General features: G+C 32.3%; 15 protein-coding genes, 1 tRNA gene and 1 riboswitch. Of the genes, 5 read left to right on the top strand and 11 right to left on the bottom strand.

From position 1 onward, the window contains the following. The first annotated feature begins 98 nt into the window (after positions 1 to 98). The 3 genes from BLT57_RS14150 (at position 99) to BLT57_RS04705 (ending at position 1865) form a co-directional block, all read left to right on the top strand. Positions 99 to 950, top strand: coding sequence for a phospholipase D family protein (locus tag BLT57_RS14150; RefSeq protein ID WP_197675474.1), 852 nt, complete (start codon positions 99 to 101; stop codon positions 948 to 950). A 130-nt stretch (positions 951 to 1080) separates the two neighbouring features. Next, positions 1081 to 1175, top strand: a riboswitch (SAM-I-IV-variant riboswitch). Between the two features lie 49 nt (positions 1176 to 1224). Next, complete coding sequence (locus tag BLT57_RS04710; protein WP_091422974.1) at positions 1225 to 1584, top strand: hypothetical protein; 360 nt, start codon at positions 1225 to 1227, stop codon at positions 1582 to 1584. Between the two features lie 2 nt (positions 1585 to 1586). Then, positions 1587 to 1865, top strand: a complete 279-nt coding sequence (locus BLT57_RS04705) for a hypothetical protein (protein WP_091422971.1) — start codon at positions 1587 to 1589, stop codon at positions 1863 to 1865. A gap of 4 nt (positions 1866 to 1869) precedes the next feature. On the opposite strand, the gene BLT57_RS04700 is transcribed toward BLT57_RS04705, so the two are convergent. Genes BLT57_RS04700 through BLT57_RS04680 form a run of 5 tightly spaced genes read right to left on the bottom strand, consistent with a single transcriptional unit; the run spans position 1870 to position 16941 of the window. Then, entirely contained in the window at positions 1870 to 3354 is a 1485-nt protein-coding gene (locus BLT57_RS04700; protein ID WP_091422969.1) for a DUF2779 domain-containing protein, read from the bottom strand. Then, the gene (locus BLT57_RS04695; RefSeq protein ID WP_091422965.1) at positions 3355 to 5475 is read right to left on the bottom strand and encodes a DUF262 domain-containing protein; all 2121 of its coding nucleotides are present in this window, start codon (positions 5473 to 5475) and stop codon (positions 3355 to 3357) included. Beyond that, the gene (locus BLT57_RS04690; RefSeq protein WP_091422963.1) at positions 5472 to 10298 is read right to left on the bottom strand and encodes a DEAD/DEAH box helicase; all 4827 of its coding nucleotides are present in this window, start codon (positions 10296 to 10298) and stop codon (positions 5472 to 5474) included. The genes BLT57_RS04695 and BLT57_RS04690 overlap by 4 nt, the downstream gene beginning before the upstream one ends. 5 nt (positions 10299 to 10303) lie before the next feature. Then, positions 10304 to 14116: a hypothetical protein gene (locus BLT57_RS04685; RefSeq protein ID WP_091422960.1), complete on the bottom strand. Its 3813-nt coding sequence runs from the start codon at positions 14114 to 14116 to the stop codon at positions 10304 to 10306. A gap of 2 nt (positions 14117 to 14118) precedes the next feature. After that, entirely contained in the window at positions 14119 to 16941 is a 2823-nt protein-coding gene (locus BLT57_RS04680; RefSeq protein ID WP_157717120.1) for a helicase-related protein, read from the bottom strand. A gap of 316 nt (positions 16942 to 17257) precedes the next feature. On the opposite strand from BLT57_RS04680, the gene BLT57_RS04675 reads away from it, so the two are divergent. Both BLT57_RS04675 and BLT57_RS04670 read left to right on the top strand, forming a co-directional pair. Continuing rightward, positions 17258 to 17614, top strand: coding sequence for a hypothetical protein (locus BLT57_RS04675; RefSeq protein WP_157717119.1), 357 nt, complete (start codon positions 17258 to 17260; stop codon positions 17612 to 17614). A gap of 108 nt (positions 17615 to 17722) precedes the next feature. Then, positions 17723 to 18076 carry a hypothetical protein gene (locus tag BLT57_RS04670; protein ID WP_091422951.1) on the top strand — a complete coding sequence of 118 codons (354 nt, stop codon included), beginning with the start codon at positions 17723 to 17725 and terminating at the stop codon, positions 18074 to 18076. 8 nt (positions 18077 to 18084) lie between these two features. On the opposite strand, the gene BLT57_RS04665 is transcribed toward BLT57_RS04670, so the two are convergent. The 6 genes from BLT57_RS04665 to ftsZ all read right to left on the bottom strand — a co-directional run bounded on the left by BLT57_RS04665 (position 18085) and on the right by ftsZ (position 23353). Continuing rightward, positions 18085 to 18312: a hypothetical protein gene (locus BLT57_RS04665; RefSeq protein WP_091422948.1), complete on the bottom strand. Its 228-nt coding sequence runs from the start codon at positions 18310 to 18312 to the stop codon at positions 18085 to 18087. 62 nt (positions 18313 to 18374) lie between these two features. After that, positions 18375 to 19178 carry a hypothetical protein gene (locus BLT57_RS04660; protein WP_091422946.1) on the bottom strand — a complete coding sequence of 268 codons (804 nt, stop codon included), beginning with the start codon at positions 19176 to 19178 and terminating at the stop codon, positions 18375 to 18377. Beyond that, complete coding sequence (locus BLT57_RS04655) at positions 19175 to 20407, bottom strand: phage integrase SAM-like domain-containing protein (protein ID WP_091422944.1); 1233 nt, start codon at positions 20405 to 20407, stop codon at positions 19175 to 19177. Before BLT57_RS04655 ends, BLT57_RS04660 begins: the two co-directional genes overlap by 4 nt. A 275-nt stretch (positions 20408 to 20682) precedes the next feature. After that, positions 20683 to 20756 (bottom strand) — tRNA-Arg (locus BLT57_RS04650). A gap of 72 nt (positions 20757 to 20828) precedes the next feature. After that, on the bottom strand, positions 20829 to 21275 hold the full coding sequence (locus BLT57_RS04645; RefSeq protein ID WP_091422942.1) for a GatB/YqeY domain-containing protein: 447 nt from the start codon (positions 21273 to 21275) through the stop codon (positions 20829 to 20831). Positions 21276 to 21424: 149 nt separating this feature from the next. After that, positions 21425 to 23353 (bottom strand): cell division protein FtsZ, encoded by a 1929-nt coding sequence (gene ftsZ, locus BLT57_RS04640; protein ID WP_091422940.1) that lies wholly within the window; start codon positions 23351 to 23353, stop codon positions 21425 to 21427. Positions 23354 to 23433 lie beyond the last annotated feature (80 nt).

Below are 23433 nucleotides of genomic sequence, written 5' to 3'. Positions count from 1 at the left end.
TATCTGTGATTTATTTGTTAAATTAGATGCTTAAATACAGAATAAAGTTATGGAACAATGTTTATAACAAGCTCAAACGAACAACAATAATTTGAATTATGGCAAAATTTTTAAAAGGAAACGATTTAAATGCAGAGCTTGAAAAAATATTTGAGTCTGCTGAAAGCAATATCATTTTAATTTCTCCCTATATAAAACTTCATGATAGATATAAATCTTCACTTCTAACCAAACTTCAAAATGATAAACTAGAAATTACTGTTTTATTTGGTAAAAATGAAGATGATTTATCGAAGAGTATGAAGCAAGAGGATTTTGATTTTTTTAAACAATTTCCGAACATTGAAATTCTTTTTGAAAAAAGACTTCATGCTAAATATTATGCAAATGAATCAAAAGCAATTCTAACTTCGATGAACCTCTATGGATTCTCTCAAAACAATAATATAGAAGCTGGAATTTTAATGGAAGAAACACTAACTGGGAGAAGTAAATTAGATGATGAATGTTGGGAATATTTTAGCACAGTCCTAAATCAAGCAGAACTTCTATTTGAAAAAAGACCTGTTTATGAAAAGAAGAATATATTAAGTTTTACAAAATATGTGACATCAGAAATTGAGACAGATAAACTTTCAGATTTTTTTAATAATAAAAGTTATAATAAAGTATTCAAAAAAAGTGTTCAAAAAAATCAGATTAAGAATACCAAAACGAATAATGACAACAAAGATATTGGATATTGTATCAGAACTGGAATAGAAATACCTTTTAACACCGAAAAGCCAATGCACTATGAAGCTTTTAAATCTTGGAATAAATATAAAGATCCGAATTATTCTGAGAAATATTGTCACTTTTCTGGAGAATTATCAAATGGAGAAACAAGTGTTAGCAAACCTATTTTAAAAAAGAACTGGAATAAAGCAAAGGAGAAATTCAATCTATAAAAAAGCCAGTTGACAACAAATAACATAACTAACCAACCTCAAAGACTTCATCTAGCGAATTACTAAATTTGCGTGTACTCGATAAATCATCCGGATTTTCTTCTGGTACGTGATAATTTATTTATATTTGCATCAGTATCAGGAACGCAAAAGTTGCGTACCAACCGAGCACAAAAGCCGCGGTGGTTTAGAATACGGACAGTTCAGTCAAAATAAATGAATACCCACTGTTTTTAGTTTCCTTCTGATGCATAATCTTTAAAAAAACTGCAGAATGACAACCGTTTGTATTACTACCAAAAAAGACAACATGATGTCCACTCAGGACATCCCTATAAATTCATTAATCAAAATAGATTCACCTTTCATAGATGTTGCTAATCATCTCAACAAAGACGATTTTAGTGCCTTGATTGAATTTGAACATCATCAGACCACCACCATTTTAAATTTGACTAACATATCTCCATATGTACTCTTGTTCTTTGATGATGATTTGTGTTTTCAAGGGGCATCTTACAGTATTAAAAGTGGTTCTGGAGTTTCTACCTTACAAACAGCATATAAGCATATTCTTTTCATAAGAATGCCCCACCAATTAGACTTAAAAAATATTATTAATTTAAACAAATAACCATGGAACACATATATGTAAACAGATCAGGCGACAATGCCATCATTGCAGATTATAAAACATTCTTAGAGTCCAAAACTCTTGATGGATTAGTAGAATCTTACAATAAGCAAGTCAAATGTGGCGTTGTGGGAGTGCGTCGCCAAGCCTTATATTTAATGGCTTTAAAGCAGGAGTTTAAAGAACGCTTAAAAGAAAGCCCTGTTTACCTCTTAGAGCATGTGTTAGGCATGGTTGGACCGATTGAAGTTATTGATGGGAATATTAGGATAAAGGAATAATACGTTATAGGGTTTTTAAAACCTCATAAATCTTTACCATAGCATAGGTGTCTAATTTACAATAGGCTAATAAATCTTGCCTTGTTTTCTCATAATCTCCTTTATAGTCTCCACTTGCCATTTGAGCAAATATTGTACTAGCAGTGCCACCTTCTTTGATTTCAAGGTCTTGATATGATAAGTCTGGAACTAAAGCTGGCAATACATATTTTATTGAATAACTACCTTTCATTTCTGGTGTGTAATACCAGCGTTGTTGAAACGGAATCATCAAATCTTTTAATCGGTTTATGATACTATTTATCTCAATTGAATATTGCGGATATACTGAGATTAGGTCATTTAACTTTCCTCTTTCAAAACCAATATTATACACTAATATATCACCAGAATTACCACAATCGGTTATTAATTGTTTTACAAAACCTATTCTAGGGTCTTGATTGGTTTTAGTTTCTGCTAGGTACTCAAAGTGATCTAAAACACTATTCTCTTGTTGCAGTATGTGAAGAGAGTATTGAAAGACAAATTGTTGATATGGCCTTGTATTATCGTAAATCGGAATGGCTGATCCCATGGTTTCAAAATCCAGAAAATATAAGGGATAGTTTAGGCCTTCTAAAAATGTCGAGATATTTTTCTTATCGATATGTTTTACACTATTTAACTCACTTGTGACTTGTAATAATTGGTTAGAATTGAATGACGTAACATTTAAATCAATCTCTTCAAAAGAAATGACACCTTGTTGATACAACTCAAATTTCTTATTTACGTTTAATCTAGAAATATTGAAGACTGAATAGTCTGGAATATGGCTCCAGCAATACCCTTTAAAATCACAATCATAAGGTTTTGAGCAATGTGGTCCAATATCTATATCTGGGACTTCATCTTCCTTTATGACCTCCTTAAATCGCTCAATTTGGTTTGGTGTTTTAGGCAGTACTTCTTGAACTCTATCATAAACCGATTCTATGGTAAATAGTTCTTCAATATCAATATTGCCTTGCTTTATATATTGGTTATTAATATATACAATTGAAATATCCTTTAGGTCAATACCTGAATTTACAATGGTATAGTACTGAATAGCTGCATCATTTACATAAACATCTGAAACACTAGTGGAACTCTTAACTTCATACGCTTTCCAACCATCCTCATCTTTTACTAAAATATCGAGGGCAGCTATAACCCCATTAAATTGAAAGGTAGCCTCATAGATAATGGGCTCTCCTTTTTGAATAAAGTCTACTGTTTTAAAAACCGACTCTTGTATTTTATAATAACTAGAAGGTGAAGCATCAACACCACCTGGAAATAAATCTTGGGCCAATTCTCCTACCCTATGCCCTTGATTAAAAATAGCTTGTAATTGGGCAGGTGTCTCATCTTTTAAGTTATAATGATGTTTATACAAATACAATGATTTCTCACATTGTAAGCCTTTAATAAAGGTTGATTTTGAAAGTATTGGTTTTTCCATTTAATCACCTTTGGGTTCTTCTAAAAACTTAAGAAATAATAATTCCAACATACCTTCTCTAGATTCAAATTTCACGTCCCAACGATTCTCTAAAAATGTTAATAACGTTAGCCCTCTTTGAAGAATATTTTGGGCTGTCCAGTTATCATGTGCTGCAACTTCTATTTCAGAATGGGAACCGTCATTATATCCCATTCTTATTTTTTTATCTTGACTATCAAATTTTGCAACTTTTTTATCTGCAAAGCAATCATTTTGCAAACTTGCATTAATACTCATAGATAAGGGAACTAAGTTGCCTAATGAATTAGTAATTATTCCTAATTCTTTTTCATTGAAATTATTAATGACATTTTTCCAACAATCTTTTGATGGTGTTTGCGGTAGAATATGTTCTACAGATACCTTGTCTTTTTTATCCTTAACAAATAGTGTAGACCAATCTATCTTTTGATTTCCTCTTTGTTTTACTTTTTCTAATTCATATTCATACAGGAAATATTTAAGGCCATTCCAGCTGTAGAAACCTCCACCGCCTTGAAATTTTTTCTGTAAATATTTTTGAAAATGTACGTAATCAAAATGCTTTGGTCCATCATCTTCATACTGATAAAATGACCAATGCATTCGCTCCTCTAATGTTTCAATAATTTCATCGATAGTTGTTTCACCTACTCTTAGCTGCCTAGCCGCTTTGTAAAACTCACTGTTTCGGTAAGTAGAAAAAGCTCTACCCATCCTGAAAATTATAAAGATAAAGCGCTCTATCTGTTTAAATAATTTTACCCTATCACTTGACGTAACCCCTTTAGCAATAAAAGACACAGTAACCAATGGTCTAAAATAAACAATTCCTACTCTGTTTAGCCTATCAAGCCATATTGACTCTTTATCTGTTAAATCTGGATTGTTTAATGGATTGTTTGTGTTATACCAATGTGCAGCAACTTCTTTTAAACTACTCACATATTCTTCAATTTCTTTCGGTCTTAATTTTGCGACCGACTTGGTTCCATTCTCCTCTTCGAAAACATCATCATCATCATCGTCATCAATAATTTCTTCTTTAACCTCCTCTATAATCTCTAAATCCGAAACATCTACTTCAATTTTGCTAAATATGTTTTTAGGTGTAAATTTTTCACCTAACAGAAACTTTATATAATCATCACCTTTTTGACGTGTATACTGAAAATACATAATCCAATGGGCCACTAAAAAATCATCATCATTTAATGGCTTTTTCTTATTTCTACCAATTTGATGATAGATACCTTTCCATGCATCATTTATTTTTTCTCTTAACGCATTTCGGTCATCATTTTTTAGCTCACTTTTGTCATAGAGGGTAGTCAAATAGATTAATCTGTTTTTTAATAACTCAAGATTTGATAATTGCTTACCTCGATTATTCATGGTTTCAAAGGCAACATACACGTCAAAATCATCACCAATTTCGTACTTGTTAAACTTTAAGTTCTGTGTTACTTTACGATAAAGAGATTCTATTTCTTCAATTCCATACTCCTCCAAAACATGCTTTAGGTTGTCCTTAAAAAATACCTTGGCATTTTCTAAATTTAAGGTGTAAAAAGTCTCTCCTATTTCCCCACCACTCGGTTCATTTAATATTTTATGCTTCAGATATTTAAAGCTTGGATTATCAACCTCATAGCTAAACATGTAAGTATTAATTATGAATTGAGGTGGTTTAGATATTACGAGATAGGTTTCTTTAATTTGTTTAATACTAAAAGACCCTAAATAAATATCCGAGTCGTTCTTGTCTTTGTTTTCTGGTAAACTGGTTACAACTTCAATTAAAGCTTGAATGAAAATAACAACTGTCGTTAATCTCTGTTGACCATCCACAATGTGATAAGGTGTATAATCTCTATCTCTAATTAGCCAACCTTCATCATTCCAATTTCTCCAAATATGTTCTTCAACACGTTTAAGAGTTAAAACACCAGTATAGTGCATTTTGTTATCTGGCAAATTGATGATATCCTCCCAAAAATCCTTTAATTGTTTTGTGGACCATGCATATCCTCTCTGATAATCTGGTATTTTAAATATCCCATCTTTAAATATTTTGTTTAGCGATTCTAGTTCTTTCATGACAATTGCATTAAAATATCCTTTACTAAATTTCTATCAAAATTCATATGGTCGCGTTGATTATAAAAGTTACATATACAGTTATAACAACTTGACTCACAGGCATCAGCTTTATCAGTTCCATCCAAGTTATAATGTAATAAGTCCATTGCCTCGTGGGCGACCTTTCGAATTAAGGATTCTTCCGCTAATAAGGCCTCTAATGAGCCTGTTCCTCCTTCAGTAGTTTCAAAGATTACAAACCTTAAATTAATGTCCATAACCAATTGATAATAGCCTCTTATTTCGCTATCGTCTAAATCTAAAGTATGACAAATCGACTGTAATAATGTATGTAAGAAGGTTTTTGCAAAACTTGATATAAGGTGTGCAGCTGGTAAATCACTCAATTCTAATGTTAGCACATCATTTCTTGACTTCATGTATAAGCTTATCCTTTCATGTAATTTAGAACGATCTATTTCCCTATTTTCACAATGTCTTTGTTTTGCATCATCACTATTAGCAACCCAATAACGATTAATTGGATCTAACGTAAAACCTGGCCTACCCTGTCTCATTTCAAATGCAAATCCCAAATTAGCATGATACATAGTTGCATTTCTTTCAAAACTTATTTCTATTTGTTTATTACTGTTAAGAGGTAATGAACTTGTTAATATGTTGTTTTCGTCATCATTTCTAAAATAAGAATTCTTAATTATATAACCTCCTCTTGATCTTTCTTCTTCATCGGCTGTAATACGCATTCTTCTTCTTCCCATCATTCGAGGAAATGTTAATGCTCTTTTTATTGTATTATCATCCCAAACAGTTCCACAGCTTCTGCAATTCGTAGGGATTTCATGATGTGTTCCCAAATCCTCAATATAATCGCATTCATCACAAACAACAATATTTGTGAAAGCTTCTAAATCAGATTCTCGACTCACTCTCTCTACCCAAAGTTTTTGTCCGCCATAATAAATATCATTTAAAGGTGCTAATTCCCTAATTGCAATTAACTGATCCCTGTCTATTTCCTTTTCTGATCCTTCATGAAGAAATTTTATAGACAGATTTTTAGTTGGAAATGCATAATTAGGCAAAAACCCTACTTGACTTAAATATCTATAAGTGTAGAAATCTTGTTGTCCATTTTTAATTTGGTAATTCCTTTTTTCAAGTGCTCGTCGACGCGCATCAAGATGCCAATTAGGAGCTGCACCTTCTTCATTAATTTTCTTGTTTATATCATTTATCTCTGCAATATTCTCACGAAAATCATCACGAAGTTTTTCATAGGCTTTATCGAAATTTATTAAAAACGCGTCTATAACTTCTTCAATAAATTCCTGTTTAATTCCAAATTTCGAATCTTGTATGACCTTTTCAAAAGTAGACTCAATATTGTTTATTATTCTTTGTTTATTTAATTCAAGTTGATCTGAGAGTTCTTTTTTAAAATTTAAAATTAACGGCAATTCAGGGTTTATGAAATCAAGGATGCTTTCTGCTTTATTTGGAAGTTCCCATTGCAAAGTTTGGAAAACAATCGAATGCAAGTGCGCTTGAAAAAGCACAGGATTATCTAAATTGAAACGTGGTGCCGATATTTTTCCAGATACTATATCTAATGGTCGGTTATAAAAATACTGATCGTGTGGTCCTCTTCCCGGACCAGAGCCACAAAATGTAGTAACTATTGAACCTTGACCACTTCGTCCTGCACGACCAGCTCTTTGAGCATAATTGGATGGATTAGGAGGCACATTTCGCATATATACAGCAGACAAAGTACCTATATCAATTCCTAATTCCATTGTTGGTGTTGCCATTAATAATTGCAATTCTGGTGGTTCTGCCTTGAATCCCTTTTCTATTTTCTTTCGTGTTTGACCATCAACCTGTCCAGAATGTTCTTTAGCAATCAATTGATTGTTATCCTCAATATCCTGACTGTATTGCAAACTGAAATAATTATTCTCGATTCTACCTTCTTGCAATTCACCTCTACAAGTATTTTTAAGACATCCATTTGCTACTTTCCAGTTATATTTTGTTTTACATTGGTGACATTCTTGTTGTGGACCATTAATAGATTTTTTAACGACTAATATATCCGGATGTAGTAGCAATGCCTCCTGATTTCGATGCATATAACTTTCTATGTACCCCATCTCTGTTAAAAAGGCAACAGCCTGATTCAAGTAAGCTTCATGATTTTGAATATCAGTACCGAAGCATCTTCTGGTCCAAGTAGTCATAGTTCGAGAAGTTCTTAAAGCGAATGTATTAAAACGATCTTCAAGCAATCTTCTTTGCTGTGCTTCAGCATTTGAAAAACATCCCGGTTTCGTTCCTTCCACAGCTTCAAAAATTCTTTTGTCCGGAAGTATTTGATTTATTGGACCAATAACTTGCTGATCAAATGTTGCTCGATCTAATAAATTTGGATGGTTAAAGGCATTCTCTCTTCGAAAAATATCCATTATCCCTTTCAAGTAATCATAAACAAGATCAGAATTTTCAGCTGAAAGTATATTGTATTTACTTAATTCAGCGGATGGTACATATTCATCCAATTGATAATAATCAATCTCTATCAATCCAATATCTTCGAGATTTACAGACGTGAATTTTTTAGTTCCTCGTAATTCAAGTAATAAAAAGGTTTCTAAATATTGCAGATAATTTTGCTTGAATCTTCTACGTTGAACAGGTTTTATGTATTTTTCATCAATTATTTGAGGATATAATATTATTGGTAATTCATTAAGATGTAAGCCATCAGGGTTATCATCTATTGCTGTTTTAAGTAATCTCCTAAAATAAATTTGATTGTACCAATGGTTCATATGACCAGCCTGAAAAGCTGCATCTTGACGACTATCTGTGAATCCAATTAATTTCCTTTCATTTTTATCTTTAATTCCGTCTAACGTGGCAGCTGCTAAAACATCTGTACCTGTTGCACGTCCAATAGAGTTTAGTAGAAATAATTTCGTGTATTCGGAGACATTTCCTGTATACTGGGTTGAACAACTTGGACAATATGGAAATGGGCTTGGAATAAAAGTTCCAAGCTCTGAAGGGTCATGAATTTGCTCAAAATGATTAGTACAGGTATTTAGTTTACCATTTACAGGCACAATACCCCGTTCTCGAATTTGTCGTTTTACTTCTCTTCTAACAGGTGTTAGCCAATTTTCAGGATAATCATTAGGTGCAATATGAAATGAAGGAGAAAAATACCCTGTTCTATGATCTGCATCTTGGACCTGAAAAGTCCATGGCTGTGTTGCTCCAGTTATTTCTTCCCATTGTAATCCATAATACTTTTCACCACAAATCCTACAAAAGTGCAAAGGATAAAGTGATGATTCTGGTCGACCTTCTTTATTACACTTGGGACATTCTGTTTCTCCAATATGACTTAAATACCCGCAACCTTCTATCAAACAAGCACTTAATTCACCTCCTTGATTAAAGAAAGTATGAAGTTTTGTTATAAATCGAGGGACTTGACCTCCTAAATTACTTGTAACCGTACCCGCTGCACCAAGTAATAAACCAGCCTGTAGTTCGTTCTTGCAATCTTCTAATGAAGCTTGACCTCTATACTTATCTTGGTAATCTTTGGCGAGTGTTGTTAAGGATTGTACATTTTTTAATTCTGCTTCTAAAAAACTTAATAAAACAGATTCCTTCAAAGCTTCACCTAAATCTTTTGTTGTCTGACCTCCAAAAGATTCACCCATTATAGCCTCATAAACGGGTTTAATAGATTCTATTTCTGAAGCTGAAAACGCCTTTAGCATATTATCAGTAACAGAAATGGTTGAAGATAACTTTGTACCTGTAAATTGAATATTCTCGTCTTCGGTTGCAGTAACCACATTTTCTGCTTCAAACTTTTCACCAAAAACTTTAGTTGCAAATCTTGCTACGGTTTTATTACTTTCAAGTAAATCATCATCTGGACCACCGCTAACCATTGTAGCAGATGTACCAATACAAATTAATTCACCAATTGTATCTGTTCGTTGTTTTAAGCGCCTTACTAAAAAGGAGACATCTGCACCTTGTTTACCACTGTAGGTATGTAACTCATCTAACACTAAAAAACGAATATTTTGTCGCCATTGTTCAGCAAACAACTTGCGATCCTGTACTCGAGTTAATAAAAGCTCTAATTGAACATAATTGGTTATTAAAATGTCAGGTGGATTATTTCGTATTTCTTCGCGAGAAATAACCTCACAATCTTTAGGCTCTTTTTGATCACCGAATACATCTTTGTATTTGGTTATTGCCTCTGCAGGTGTTTGAGCTGTATCTCCAGTATATAAACCAATGCGTATTCCAGTACCTTCTAATTTGCCAGCTAATTCTTCATATTGTGTATTGGCTAAGGCGTTCATTGGATAAATAATAATAGCCTTTATACCTTTTAAGCTCTGGTCTTGACATTTTAAACAATAATCTACTATTGGGATTTCAAAACATATAGATTTACCTGAACCTGTGCCAGTAGTAACTACCAAGCTTTCTTTTTTGGCAACCGTGACTTCTATTGCTTGATCTTGGTGTAAATATGGCGGCCATTTAAATAAATTAGGCATCTTTGGATGTAGGATACCTTCATGTACAAACTTCTGTATGCTTCTACCTGGTTTAAACTTTTTCGATATTTGAATTACCGGGTCTCTCCATAGCATGGCTCCTTCTGCGATTTGTTGATCTACAAAATCTTTTACCTCTTTATCCTTGAATACTTGAAACGTATCTATATAAGAATGGTAATGTGTTTTTATATTTTGGAGTACTTTAAATGGTTCCATATGTTTTAAATTAATTCTTTAAAATTCTCTATTATTAAATCTAAAGTTTTATAACCTCCATATTTTTCAATATTTCTTCTCTTAACAAGAGGAAACTGATCCATTATAAATTCAATATCACTTTCAGAAAGATTATATAACTTAAAATAAATTGCATTTAACTTACACATCAATTGCAATCTTCTTTCTTCATCCCAAATAAATACTTTTTTTACTCCATACAGATCTAATGAAAGATTAGCTAAAGATTCAGAAGTGCATGAAAGTTCACTTACTATATCTATTATTGTATCCTCTAAATTTTTATCTGAATAGTCATCAATTAATGGTAATTGTTTTATGATATAGAAATTCAAATTTCTGCCTCCCATCTTTTGACGAACAATATAATCAAGAACAAAACAATTCAAATTTGCAGTTAATAAGCAACATAGCCTGGCATATTTCTTATCATCTTCGGTTTCAAATAATATTACTGGGGCAGAATTTCCGAAAGGAACTCCAGGGTTAATATTTGTTATTAAAGTTCTTTCATTGTTTGGATTTGTAATACCATGAAATGAAACCCAATAATTTCTATTTATTTTACCATTGATTATCGATTTATATTCATCAGTCTTGATATAATACCGAGGAGTAATTTCAAAATTTATATTCTTAAGTTCTTCAATTGTAGAACTTCTTGGATTTCCGTTTACTAAATCTAAATCATCTACACTTTCAAAAGTCGTATATCTATGATTATAAATATCAGTATATTTTCCCTCATATAATGGAACTGCTCCAGCTATTTTGTCATCATTTAAATCAATAAATAAATGAGCCATATTGGTCATATGAACCATTCCCCAAGGTTTTGAATTAAAAACAAACTCATTATTTTCTTCATTTATCCATATAGACTTATTGGAATAAATTTTTAATCCAAGTTCCGCTTCTTTTTTAGTTCTAAATGTTGGGCAATTTTTAGTATTAGGATTAAAAACAAAAAAATCTTTTGCAGATAATGTATATACCCTGTTCCCTTTTAATTGATCTGTATTATGAATAAAAAAGGCTAACATTACATCGTTGTCATATTTATCTCCTGTCAATGTTAAAAGAGAAAAACGCTGCTCCGCATGTACCTCAGAAAATAATTTTTCTTTATTTTCAAAATCAAATAAACTTTTTAGAAATTGGTTTTCAATTATAAATTGGAAAAAGTGTTTGGTATTGTCGTCTGTAGCAATATTAGTTGGCACAATAATTCCTGTTAATCCAAATCTATTAATTTTTCTAAATACAACCTCTGTAAATAACATGTAAGTATTTACATCACCTCTTCCCAAAATTGGATATTTATTAGAATTGTGATAAAAGTTTAAGCAGTGTTCAGTAGATGCTAAGCTTGCAATAAATTGATTGAAAAGTTTAATATTAGATTCTTTTAATCCATTTATTAGTTTTATTCTTTGACTTTTATTCGAAGTGTTTGAAATAGTATCATCTTTACCTTTAAAAAATTCCTTTTCTTGAAGTTTTACTCTTTCCCAAGGAGGATTCCCTAGTAAGCAATCAAACCCCTTTTGATTAGCTACTTCTGGAAATTCTAAATGGAAATGAAAAAAATTGTATTTAGACGAAAGTTGTGCAATTTCTTTTTCTAAATTTTCATCTATTTCCTCTCCATTTTTAATGGCATTTAATGTTTCGTTAGTTGGATATTTCTTTTGTAAACTATCTTTTTTAAAGAAAAAAGAAGCTGTCCAAGCATCTGCCAATCTCCACTCAATACTTTCTTGGTACTTTTGACGTAGCTCGAAATATTCTTGCTCCAATTCAGCGATGTCCTCTACACTATCTTGATCATGTTCATTTAGAAAGAAATATTCATCATCTAAACTTTCATCAACTGTAACTTTAAAATCAAGCGATCGTTGTAAACTCCCTTTTTCAATTTGTTTAAGCTCTTCCCTAACTTTTTTCTTTAAATCTGTACAAACATCTTTATCATCTAAAGTAACTGGATTAAAAGCTTCAACTGGAATACCCTTTTTAATCAATTCTGGCGTAGCACCAATAAGACTATTGCCACATTTAATTTTATGGTCAAGAAAGGTTAATGGCATACCTGGCATAGCAGCTGTTATCCAAAGAGAGAATTTACAAAGCTCTACTGCCATTGGATTTAAGTCTACTCCATAAATACAGTTCATTAAAACATCTCTTTTAGCTTCACGTAATTGCAATTCTGAAGGTAGATCTTCATCTCCTTTACGTATTGTAGCCAAATATTCTGCAAGTTTATTTAATGCGGCAAGTATAAAGGCTCCACTGCCACATGCTATATCAGCCACTTTTAATGACAGAATAGCTTTTTCTTTATCTTCTTCTGAATCCTTGGTCCTAATAGTATCCTCAATCACTGGTATTAATGCAGACTCTATTAATTGGGATACTAAACGACTATCTGTGTAATACGAACCTGTTGTTTTACGATCCATTGATTGATCGTCCATTATATATTGACCGCGTTTACCTATTAGTTTATCCTTTCGAATTAGATCTTCTTTAAGAATACGAGGATTATAATCTAATAAACTTTCATAAACAGATCCTAATTCGTCAATAGCCAGTGTAGCATAATTAATGCGTTGTCGGATTTTGTCTTTTACAAAAAAGCATAACGCATCTATAGCCTTTAACAAATACTTATTTTTAAGATTGAAAGATGCAATTTGGATTATTTTTTCACTCTTAAATAGTTGCCCCCCAAAAGCATTAATCTTACTTCCATCTGGAAATTCGTAACCGTTACCAACTAAATTAAAGGTAATCTTTAATCCTTCCCATAAGTCAGAATGTTCATCATAACTATAATTCCCTTCCAATACTTTTTTTCGTAATGTATCAATACTATAAGTGTCTGTGTAAATACTGTTTTGACTTGGCAACCATCCTTTCTGTTCTGCAAAAAGCAAAAACAGTAATCTATAAATTACATTTAGAATTTCGGTATATAAATACTTAACATCTTCATCTGAAACCTCATCAGGATTAATATTTTCAGCAAACCCATTTCCGAAAGACTCAATAGCTACAATTACTTGATTTCGAAGATCGTCACCAACCTTAAGTCCGATTTTTTTAGATTCTTTATGAAAGGTTTCTAAAATACATTCTTGTTCACTTTTTTCATCCTGATTAAGAAAGCGTGTATGATGCAAGATCTTAAATAGTATCCTGAATTGTTGTGTGTTTCCAGATTCAAAAATCCCCTCCAGATCAAACTCTAAATAGCCTTTGGTAATTGAATGGTAGAAATCTCGTAAAACCCTTATTTTCTTACCGTTGGTAATTATTCCCCATTGATCATCAGCCGTATTTAGATACTGCTGAAGCATATCTTGCGGGCTCTTTCGGGGATGTGTACGGCTTTCAGGATTTTTTTTATCAAATTCTAAAGAGCTATTTAAAATTAAAATTTTTGGAGCTGTATTTTCGTTCCAGCCTTTATATGGTATATGATAATCTTGATCTGCATCACTTCGAATATTTGAAGCAATAAATTGCGGATCAAATCCTAAAGCTTTCAAGAATGGAATTATCCATTTCTTACGAAGCGTAGTGTTATCAAATGCATCATTTAATATATCTTCCCGAATTTCTTCCCAACGTTTCTTTAGATCTTCATAAGCTATGGCAATGTAATCGTCCACCTTTTTAAGATCAAATGAATCATCTTTTACATAACTTGATCTGACATCTTTAAGAAGGTCTTCACAGAATTCTTCTGAAATAATATTGCCACTTGATTTAATAAAAGCTAATGCCATAATTATGCGGGATAAATTACTGTAAGGGTTAATAAATCATATCCGGCTAATTCAATAAACATTAGATCATCAATCCAATCGGGTTGATTAGTGCTTGAAGAATCTGCTATAATTTTTTTATACAATTCTTGTCTTTCATTAATTAGTTGATCCTTTCGCTTTTTAATAGATGAAATAAGTGCTGACCCCCATAGACTTTCTTTAATTGCAGAATTTATATCCACCTTAAAATCTTCAATTTGAATTCTTTTCAATGAAGGATCGGCTTTAGGGGAGAATTTTGATAAAATAGATTTATCTGATGGATTAACCGTTACTGTGAGTAACTCTTCTACAACATTCTTCTTTTTTCTTCCAGTAATAAATCTTACAAGAAATTGATAATGAAACAATTTTTCTAAAGTCTCTTTGGATAGAACATAAGCATTACGCCCATAATGTCCTTCCTCTTGAAAAAAATCGGATTTAACCAGACTTATTAATTTTCTAACTAAAGGATGTCCTAATTCTAATACTATCGCATCAGGATGCTGGAGACCTTCTTCTGGATCAAAAGTTACTTTATTTAGATTGTCATTGTTGTATTGTGGGGATTCTAATCTTGGGTCATTTAAAGCTATTTTGTAAAAACCAGCTCCAATTTCTAATAATTCACCTTGAAATGATTTTAAAGCTGCTTTGACAAAATAAATAAGTTCTTCTTTGGAGCCAACGATATTATTGGTTTCTTTAATTCGTTTTTCAATTTCGGGTAGATTGACATTCAGTAAATCGTAAAAACTTTCTGTTACGATGGTTTCATTTCGTTCTGCTTCAGATATAGAAACAGATTTATTAATAGCTTCTTTAGTGCCTCCAACTCCTGCTTCCTTAAATATATCTAATTGATCTTCATTTGATTTTTTTATTCTTCTTTTTTTATACTGATTTAAAATAAACTGATTTAATTCGCTTTCATTACCAAAGAATGCCGCACTATAACCGCGATCTGTCCTAATCTGTACAGCCTTTCTAATTAGTGTATGTAAAATATCTACGTCGAGAGTTTTGTCCAGAACCAAGGCCCTTATGTGAACTGTGTCATGAGGTTGCCCGATACGATCAATACGACCGTTTCGTTGTTCCAATCTATTTGGATTCCAAGGAAGCTCATAATGTACTATACAAGATGATAATCTTTGTAAATTCAACCCTTCAGAAATTGCATCTGTAGCAATAAGTAATCCTGAGTTCAGTTTATCAAACTCTATAAAAATATCTCTTCTTTTATTAAGTGATAATCCGCCATGTACAGTCAGTACATTGTTATTACTTTTTAAGTTTTTCTCCAAATAGTCTAATGTGTCTTTATACTTTGTGAAAACGATTATTTTTTGATCAAATCGTTTTAAGTCTGGCAGTACATTATTCATTAATTCTTTTAGTTTATCATCTTTGGATGCACTAACTTTTTTCGCTTTATCAATAAGTCTCTCTAACTCTTCTTTCTCACCTTCAAATACAAATTGGGTATCTAATTTTTGTGATGTTTCTTCTTCTGTCATTCTATCATGATCATGCAAAGCATCATTAATAAATCCTTCGAACAATCCCTGCTCTTGAATAGTAACTTTTAACTCTACATGTTTAGATTGTTCGAACAGTCTGTTTCTCAATGATTGCAATAAGGCATATGGACTACTTATAGCTCTTTTCTGTAAGTGAATGGCAACCCATTGGGAAACCATATTTCGCTTTCCGCTTTTAATTGCTTCATGAATAATTTTGTCAGTATAATTTTCAGTTGCCTCTAATAATTGTTCAAATGCAGATGACGGCTGCACTCTAATTTCCTTTTGGATCCTTTTAGGAAATGGGGACTTTCTTTCTTGCTCTTTATACCAAGCCTCAATCTTTTCGCGGTTCCTTTGACAAACATTAAAACGAGCTTCTTTTTTATTAAAACTAACTTTTCCATGATTCTTGTAAGTGACAATTTTTGGGTTTAGCAATTCTATAATACTGGCAAATGAATCGGAATAACCATTATGAGGTGTTGCTGTAAGAAACAACACATTTTGAATCCTACTTGATACATTTTTAAGAAGTTCATACCTCAACATACTTTTGCTTCCTGCTTGACTCCCACTTTGATGCGGTCTTGCGCATAAGTGAACTTCATCTACAATTAAGTAATCCCATTGATGTTCTAATATTTGATGCTGAATGTTTGGTGCTTTGGCATAATCTAATGAAGCAATGACCACGTCAAAATATTTCCAAGGACTGGTTCCAATGGGTAGCTCTTTTTCATATTCTTTCCTTGTATAACTTGAAATAATTTGTGAATTAATATGAAAGAAATAAGACAATGCCTCTTGCCATTGTTCTTTAAGATTCGCAGGAGTTAGAATTAAAATTCTTTTAGCATTACCACGTTGTATCGCTTCGGATAATATTAATCCAGCCTCTATCGTTTTTCCTAAACCAACATCGTCTGCTATTAAAAGTCTGGTTTGAGGTCTTTCTAATGAAAGTACTAAAGGTACTAACTGGTAATCAAATGGAATAACAGCACTTCGTTGCAAACTCAAAAAAGGTGCAGATGCATGAATTAAATCAAATTTATAAGCAGTTTGTAATAGTTTTTGATTTGAATAATTACCAGGATGATCAGAACTTATTGTTTCAAATTTAGCATCTTGAACTTTTTCAACGCCTTTAAGAAATGTGGTTTTTTCTAATGAATCACCTGATAATGGGATAGCAGAAAACATTGATTCGGAATTGTCCTCAACTCTCCATAGTCTGTTTCTTAATTTTATAATCTGTCCTTGAGAAATCAATATACCTTTGTTTTAATAAAATTAATGTCATTAAAAAAAAACACTTCCGTTCTTTGCTTTTCCGTTAATTTTATTATTCCAGGTAGTTATTATAACATATATATTCATTAATTTATTTGATGTTTTAGGAAATTTAAAGATATAAAAAGTAAGAATAATAAAAAGTGAAAATTATCATTAGTTCAAAACAAAAATAATATACGCTATAAGTCATTATTTGGGATTTACCAGTTTCGCTGACTTTATAAAACATAATTCAAGTGAAAAAACTATTACTAAACCTAAACTTCAAAATTTTTTAAAAAGGAATAAACTATTGATTATTATTTCTGCTGTCGTCATTTCTGGGATATTTATATACAATTATTCAACCAGACAAAGTTGGATGATGTGGCAAGAAGATCATTATATAGAGGTGGATTTTGATACAGAAAAATATAACATGAACCAACTTAAACGATATAAAGAAGAAAGGATAAATCTTTTTGAAAAAGTGTCACCGACTTGCGACACAAAATTTTTTAATGACGATGAAAGTGTCAATATCTGGTATGGAAAGAATAGAAATAAAGAGTTAGAATATTTCACGGCTCTAGGATTACATCCAGAAACGGGAAAAACACTTAAACCAATTACAAGGTATATGATTGACAAGTATATTTGCCATGAATAAGGTCTATTTGATAACCCTCATGCTTTACACATATGTCATAAAATTGTTCCAATATGATAACAGTCAATGCTTTACATTTATACACTTATAAAAATAAATAATTGTATCATGAATAGAAAAAATAATCCTAAAAACAAAAACATCACTGTCAGAGTTAATGAACGTCAATATTGGGAATTTAATGAAATAGCTCACTCACATGATTTAAGTGTATCAGAATGGGCGAATCACTTATTATCCAAGCACAAAAACAGCTACGGTAAAACGGAAAATAAAGAAGAATTAATTGAAGGCATTGATTTAACAATTAAAAAAATGGAGTTTATTTGTCAAGTGCTAGAAAAGCTAAAGAGTGAATACAAAACTTTTTATGATAAGACAGTAGATTTGGCAATAACAAACATGAAACTTACAGAAAAGTTAATCGAATTGAAGAAGTTTAAAAGAAAGCTCCAAAATTAAGCACCGTATCAACTGTCATTTTCACAGAGTCCATCATTCATCAATCTAATGATATCTGAATATTTATAAAAAATACGTTTGCCAACCTTTGAAATTCTAACATTATAGTCGGTAGCAAAGGTTGACATTTTTGTATTGCCGTAGTTAAAGAAGTCTTGAACTACTTTTCTCGGTACCCAATCACCCATGATTTGAGAGGCAGTTAGTGTTGCTGTGTTGTTATTTTTTGAATCCATTTGAATGCTTTTGATTTCAAATGTCTGAATAAAACCTGAAAAAGCTTGGAACAAAAAGTTTACTATGATAATATATTCCTATTAACATGTGCAACCCTAAATTGTCTTTCATTATAATAATTTGCTTTTGCCTTTTCACTATTATTCAACTGTCCTTTAGTCCTGTAAAGAATTTCTAATAAAGCATAAAATTCAAATTTAAAATCACCTTCATCAACATCTATAAAATTAAGCTCTCTATTAAAATCAATAAGAAAGTGATATAAATTATATAACTCATTTTTATGAGCGTAATTGATTATATGCATAACTGAAGTCAATGGATTCGTATCAGAAAGAGGCATTTTGTAATTAGGAATTTCTGTTTTTAGCAGGTCAGCTAATTTTTTCAAATCATCAATTACATCTCTTAAAATTGGAGGAAAATTCAAGTTATTTATTTGTCTATTAACTTTTCTTCCTACATCCGAAAGATCAATTTTTAAATCTAGAGCTATTTTCTCTTTAATAACAGATGAACTATAACGCTCATAAAATCCCCATACCAATTCATAAGGGTATAAATATTCTACTTGTTCTTGGTAACCATCTAAGGCCTGAAAAAAATCAGTATTATTAATAAAAACATTGGGTGTATATTTTAATAAACCAAAAGACTTTACAACTTCTATAACCTCATCATCTTTATAAAATGATAATTTAAAGACATTCTCGGCTATTAAAACAAATTTTTGTAAATCATTGATTTTTAAATAATCTTCTTTCAAATTTTCCAGTGCATGGATAAGTCCCTCCCTTTCATTAGCTAATCTTTGAAGTTCCTGTTCCTTAAATTTTTTATTCAGTTTTTTTAGCGCCTCTTTCATTCAGTAATCTTCTTAAAGTGTTTTTGTAATTTCTTTTTCGCTTGTATCAAAATAGCATCATCAATATAAAAATAATGACTATCGATGTCATTTGAGCGCGTATGACCCATTAAAATTTTTATGACTAAACCCTCTCTAATCCCTGCCTCATGTATAGACTGTCTAAAAAACCTCCGTGCCGCATAGGTTGATAAGGAGAATTCAATACCTGTTAGTGCTGCTATTAGCTTCAGATTTAAATTAAATTTATCTAAACTTCGCTTAGGTAAAATACGTCTTTCAGGCAACTGACCTTCATACTTTTCAAATAAAGAAAGCGTTTGCTTCATAAAAAATTGTTTGGTTTGTACTTTGGTTTTCTTCCGATCAAGATTAAAATAACCGTTTTTAATATCTGGATATTTTAAATCAATTACGTCGCAATAACTCAATCCTGTATGACACAGAAACACAAATAAATCTCGATATACATCTAGTTTTGGATTATTTGACAAATCAAGTTCAACAATGTTTTTGAATTCAGCGTTGGCTAAACGTGGTTTTTCAGTTCTTTTAAAAGTAGTCTTGACCCCAATAAATGGATTTCTAGTAATTTCTTCCTCAAAATGAAGCTTGGTAAAAAATGGTCTAATGTTCTTCACCACACTATTTACAGACTGTCCATTTAAAGCGATCTTATTATACTTTTTATTAGGTTTCTTTAAATAAGCAATAAATTTCGCAGCATGTTTCCTTTTGAACTCCGTTACATGCAATTTATCCAACTTTGTATGTTTTAAAAAGTTAGAAAAATGAGTGACTGATCTTTTGTAATTGTTTTTTGTTCCTGGAGCTTTATCGACATCAGGAAGAATGTCATTCTCGTAATAATGATTAACAGCTTGGAGAATTGTTATTTTATCATCCATTTGAACTCTGCTCAATAAATGATCTACAATTTGGTGAGGTGTTATAGTTGACATTTCTGCTTTATGATCTCTTAAATAATTATGAAATTCATTCTCAATGGCATTGAGAAAAAGATTATAACTCAGATATTTTTTGTCTTTTGAAGTAAAACGCTGATTCGTTTCAATCCAATTACTAAGTTCAGATCCCATAATTGGAATTAAGCTCATTTTTCCTTCCGCCTTTTTTCGGTTGTGAAGGACTCTCAGATAAAAAGGATAACGCTTGTCTTCTTCTAACTTTTTAGGAACTTTGATGTAAAACTTTAATGTTGTTGCCATAATTTTTTTGTTAAGATTACTGATTTTGTTTAAAAATTTGTGGAACAAAAAAATGACATCAACTAAGTTCAATAGAATCTAGTTGCAAACGAAAGCCCAAAACACCATCAAATAATTTCTAAATATTTCGCCAAAAACGAATTTTTGGTGAAACATGTTTCACTTGGTGAAACAATGGTGAAACATTTTATGTGTTTAACCGAACCCAACTGAAAACAAAAACCCCGTGTTTCCTACGAAACACGGGGTAATGAATTTAATTGAACCTATATTAGTGACCTCGAGAGGATTCGAACCTCCAACCCTCAGAGCCGAAATCTGATATTCTATCCAGTTGAACTACGAGGCCATTTAATTTAATATTACATATAAAAACAATTTGAAATCTGATATCCCCTTGAACTACGAGGCCAGTTTTGTGTTATGTCAATTTTGCTTTTACAATCATTGAAATGGTTTTACCATCGGCTTGGCCTGCTAACTCCTTGCTAACAATCCCCATCACTTTCCCCATATCTTTCATGCCTTCGGCACCAATCTCATCTATGGTCATAACCACCACTTTCTCTATCTCTTCTTCCGTTAAGGCTTCTGGTAAAAACTGACTTATCACTTCCGCCTGGTCAATTTCTGGTAAGGCCAAATCCTTACGGTCTTGTTCTAAATAAATGGCAGCACTATCCTTACGCTGCTTCACCAACTTAGATAATATCTTGATCTCTTGGTCTTCGGTCAACTCGCCTCCCTCTCCTGAGGTTTGCGCCAATAATAGCTCAGATTTTATAGCTCTTAATGCCGCTAAAGCCGTTTGGTCTTTCGCTTTCATTGCCGCTTTTAGAGCAACCATAACATCATTCTGTAAACTCATAATACTCCGTTTTATTTCGGTTACGAAGATATAAAAAAGTAAGAGGTTTCAAGCTATGCTTCACCGTATTACTGCATAAAAAAAACCCGAAACGTATCTCTCAACGTTTCGGGTTTAACAAAGTGTGAAACACTAAACTAAATTTGCTATTAATCTACGTTGTCGTGTAAAAATGAATTGTTACTTCTCAATTGAATGTCATCGTTGTCGTCAGTCGTCACCGATGTACGGGAAGCATTGGTTTCTGATGAATGCTGTGCATCCTCCAAATTCACACCTTGTCTTTTGTATGCTGGTTCTTTTTCAATTTCATCTATTTTTGCCGTATTGAATTTATAATTGAAATCTTTCATTTTACGACGCCTTTCGTCTGCTCGCTCTTTCAATAATTCTGAAATCGGACTATTCATTGGATCAATTTCTTCTCCAACTTCGGCCTCTGTTGCGTCAGATTCTATCACCTTTTTTTCAAATACAATTTCCTCTTCTACCTCAGGTTGCGCTTTTACTTTGGTGTCGTTTTCATTCATGGCAGACTCATAAGTCATGAAATCATCCAAGGCATAACGCTTTTCACCTTCCTCATTAGCTTCCGTTACTGGAACAATTTCTATATGCTCTTGTACTTCCATATCCTTGACCTCCTCGTCTAAAGTGAAAATGGTTTTTTCTTCAACAACCTCTTCTTCGGAAGCTCCAAATGATAATGGCAAGTCAAACGTCAACGTAATCTGCTCCTCTTCAACCTCATCAATTACCTCGTCTTTGACCGCTTGCATTGGCGTGATAACAAAATCCTCTTCTACAGTTTTATGATCTAAAACTTCATCATAAACCACACTAATATTTTTAATGATATCAGTTGTTGTAATCAAATCGGTCTCCGAATGATTAAGGGCATCATCAATCTCTTCTTCATCATCAACCAAAGTATGAACTACCACTGTCGAATCCGTATCTTCTTCCTTTTCTAAAATAATATCTGGTGTGATAATCGCAGGATCACTTTCGGTAACACGTACCTCATCATTCCTATCCTCTTCTAAAGCATGAACCACTTTCTTTTGTTCAGTATTTGAAATCTCATACTGCTGATCAATATCAAATCCAGTTGCAATAATCGTTACAGAAATCGATTCTTGTAACGACTCATCCTCACCAACACCCATAATAATATTAGCACCATGTCCGGCTTCAATTTGAATGTGATCATTAATCTCACCTATTTCATCAATAGTAATTTCCTGAGAACCAGAAACGATAAGCAACAGTACGTTTTTAGCTCCAGTAATTTTGTTGTCATTAAGTAATGGTGAATCTAAAGCCTTCATGATCGCCTCTTGAGCTCTCGTTTTTCCTGAAGCTGTAGATGATCCCATAATGGCCGTACCACTATTACTCAATACGGTTTTAGCATCGCGTAAATCGATGTTTTGTGTGTAATGGTGTGTGATAACTTCGGCAATTCCGCGAGATGCTGTAGATAACACCTCATCTGCTTTAGAGAAACCAGCTTTAAATCCTAAATTACCATAAACTTCACGTAATTTATTATTATTGATCACTACTAAAGAATCTACATGACCACGCAAGGTTTCAACCCCTTTTTGGGCTTGCTCATTTCTTGTTTTTCCTTCAAACTGAAATGGCATGGTCACAATACCAACCGTTAATATATCTAATTCTTTCGCAAGCTTCGCTATAATTGGTGCTGCACCTGTACCAGTACCACCACCCATTCCAGCCGTAATAAATACCATTTTTGTATTGGTATCTAACATGCGACGTAAATCTTCTAAACTTTCTACTGCAGCCTGCTCACCTACTTCCGGATTTGCACCTGCACCTAAACCTTCGGTTAAATTAACTCCTAATTGAATTTTGTTCGGGACACCACTGTTTTGCAGTGCTTGGGCATCTGTATTACATATTACAAAATCTACACCTTTAATCCCTTGTAAAAACATGTGATTAATGGCGTTACTTCCTCCTCCACCAACTCCAATCACTTTAATGACGTTGGATTGGTTTTTTGGTAAATCGAATGCAATGCTGCCTAACTCATTGTTGTTGCTCATAAAATTTCTTTTACTCTATTTATATTATAATTCCCCAAATACCTTCAATAGTCCTACCCAATTGAAGATGTATGATCTAT

It is taken from the genome of Formosa sp. Hel1_31_208 (assembly GCF_900104785.1).
GTDB lineage: Bacteria > Bacteroidota > Bacteroidia > Flavobacteriales > Flavobacteriaceae > Psychroserpens.
This window is presented reverse-complemented; position numbering and strand designations above follow the sequence as displayed.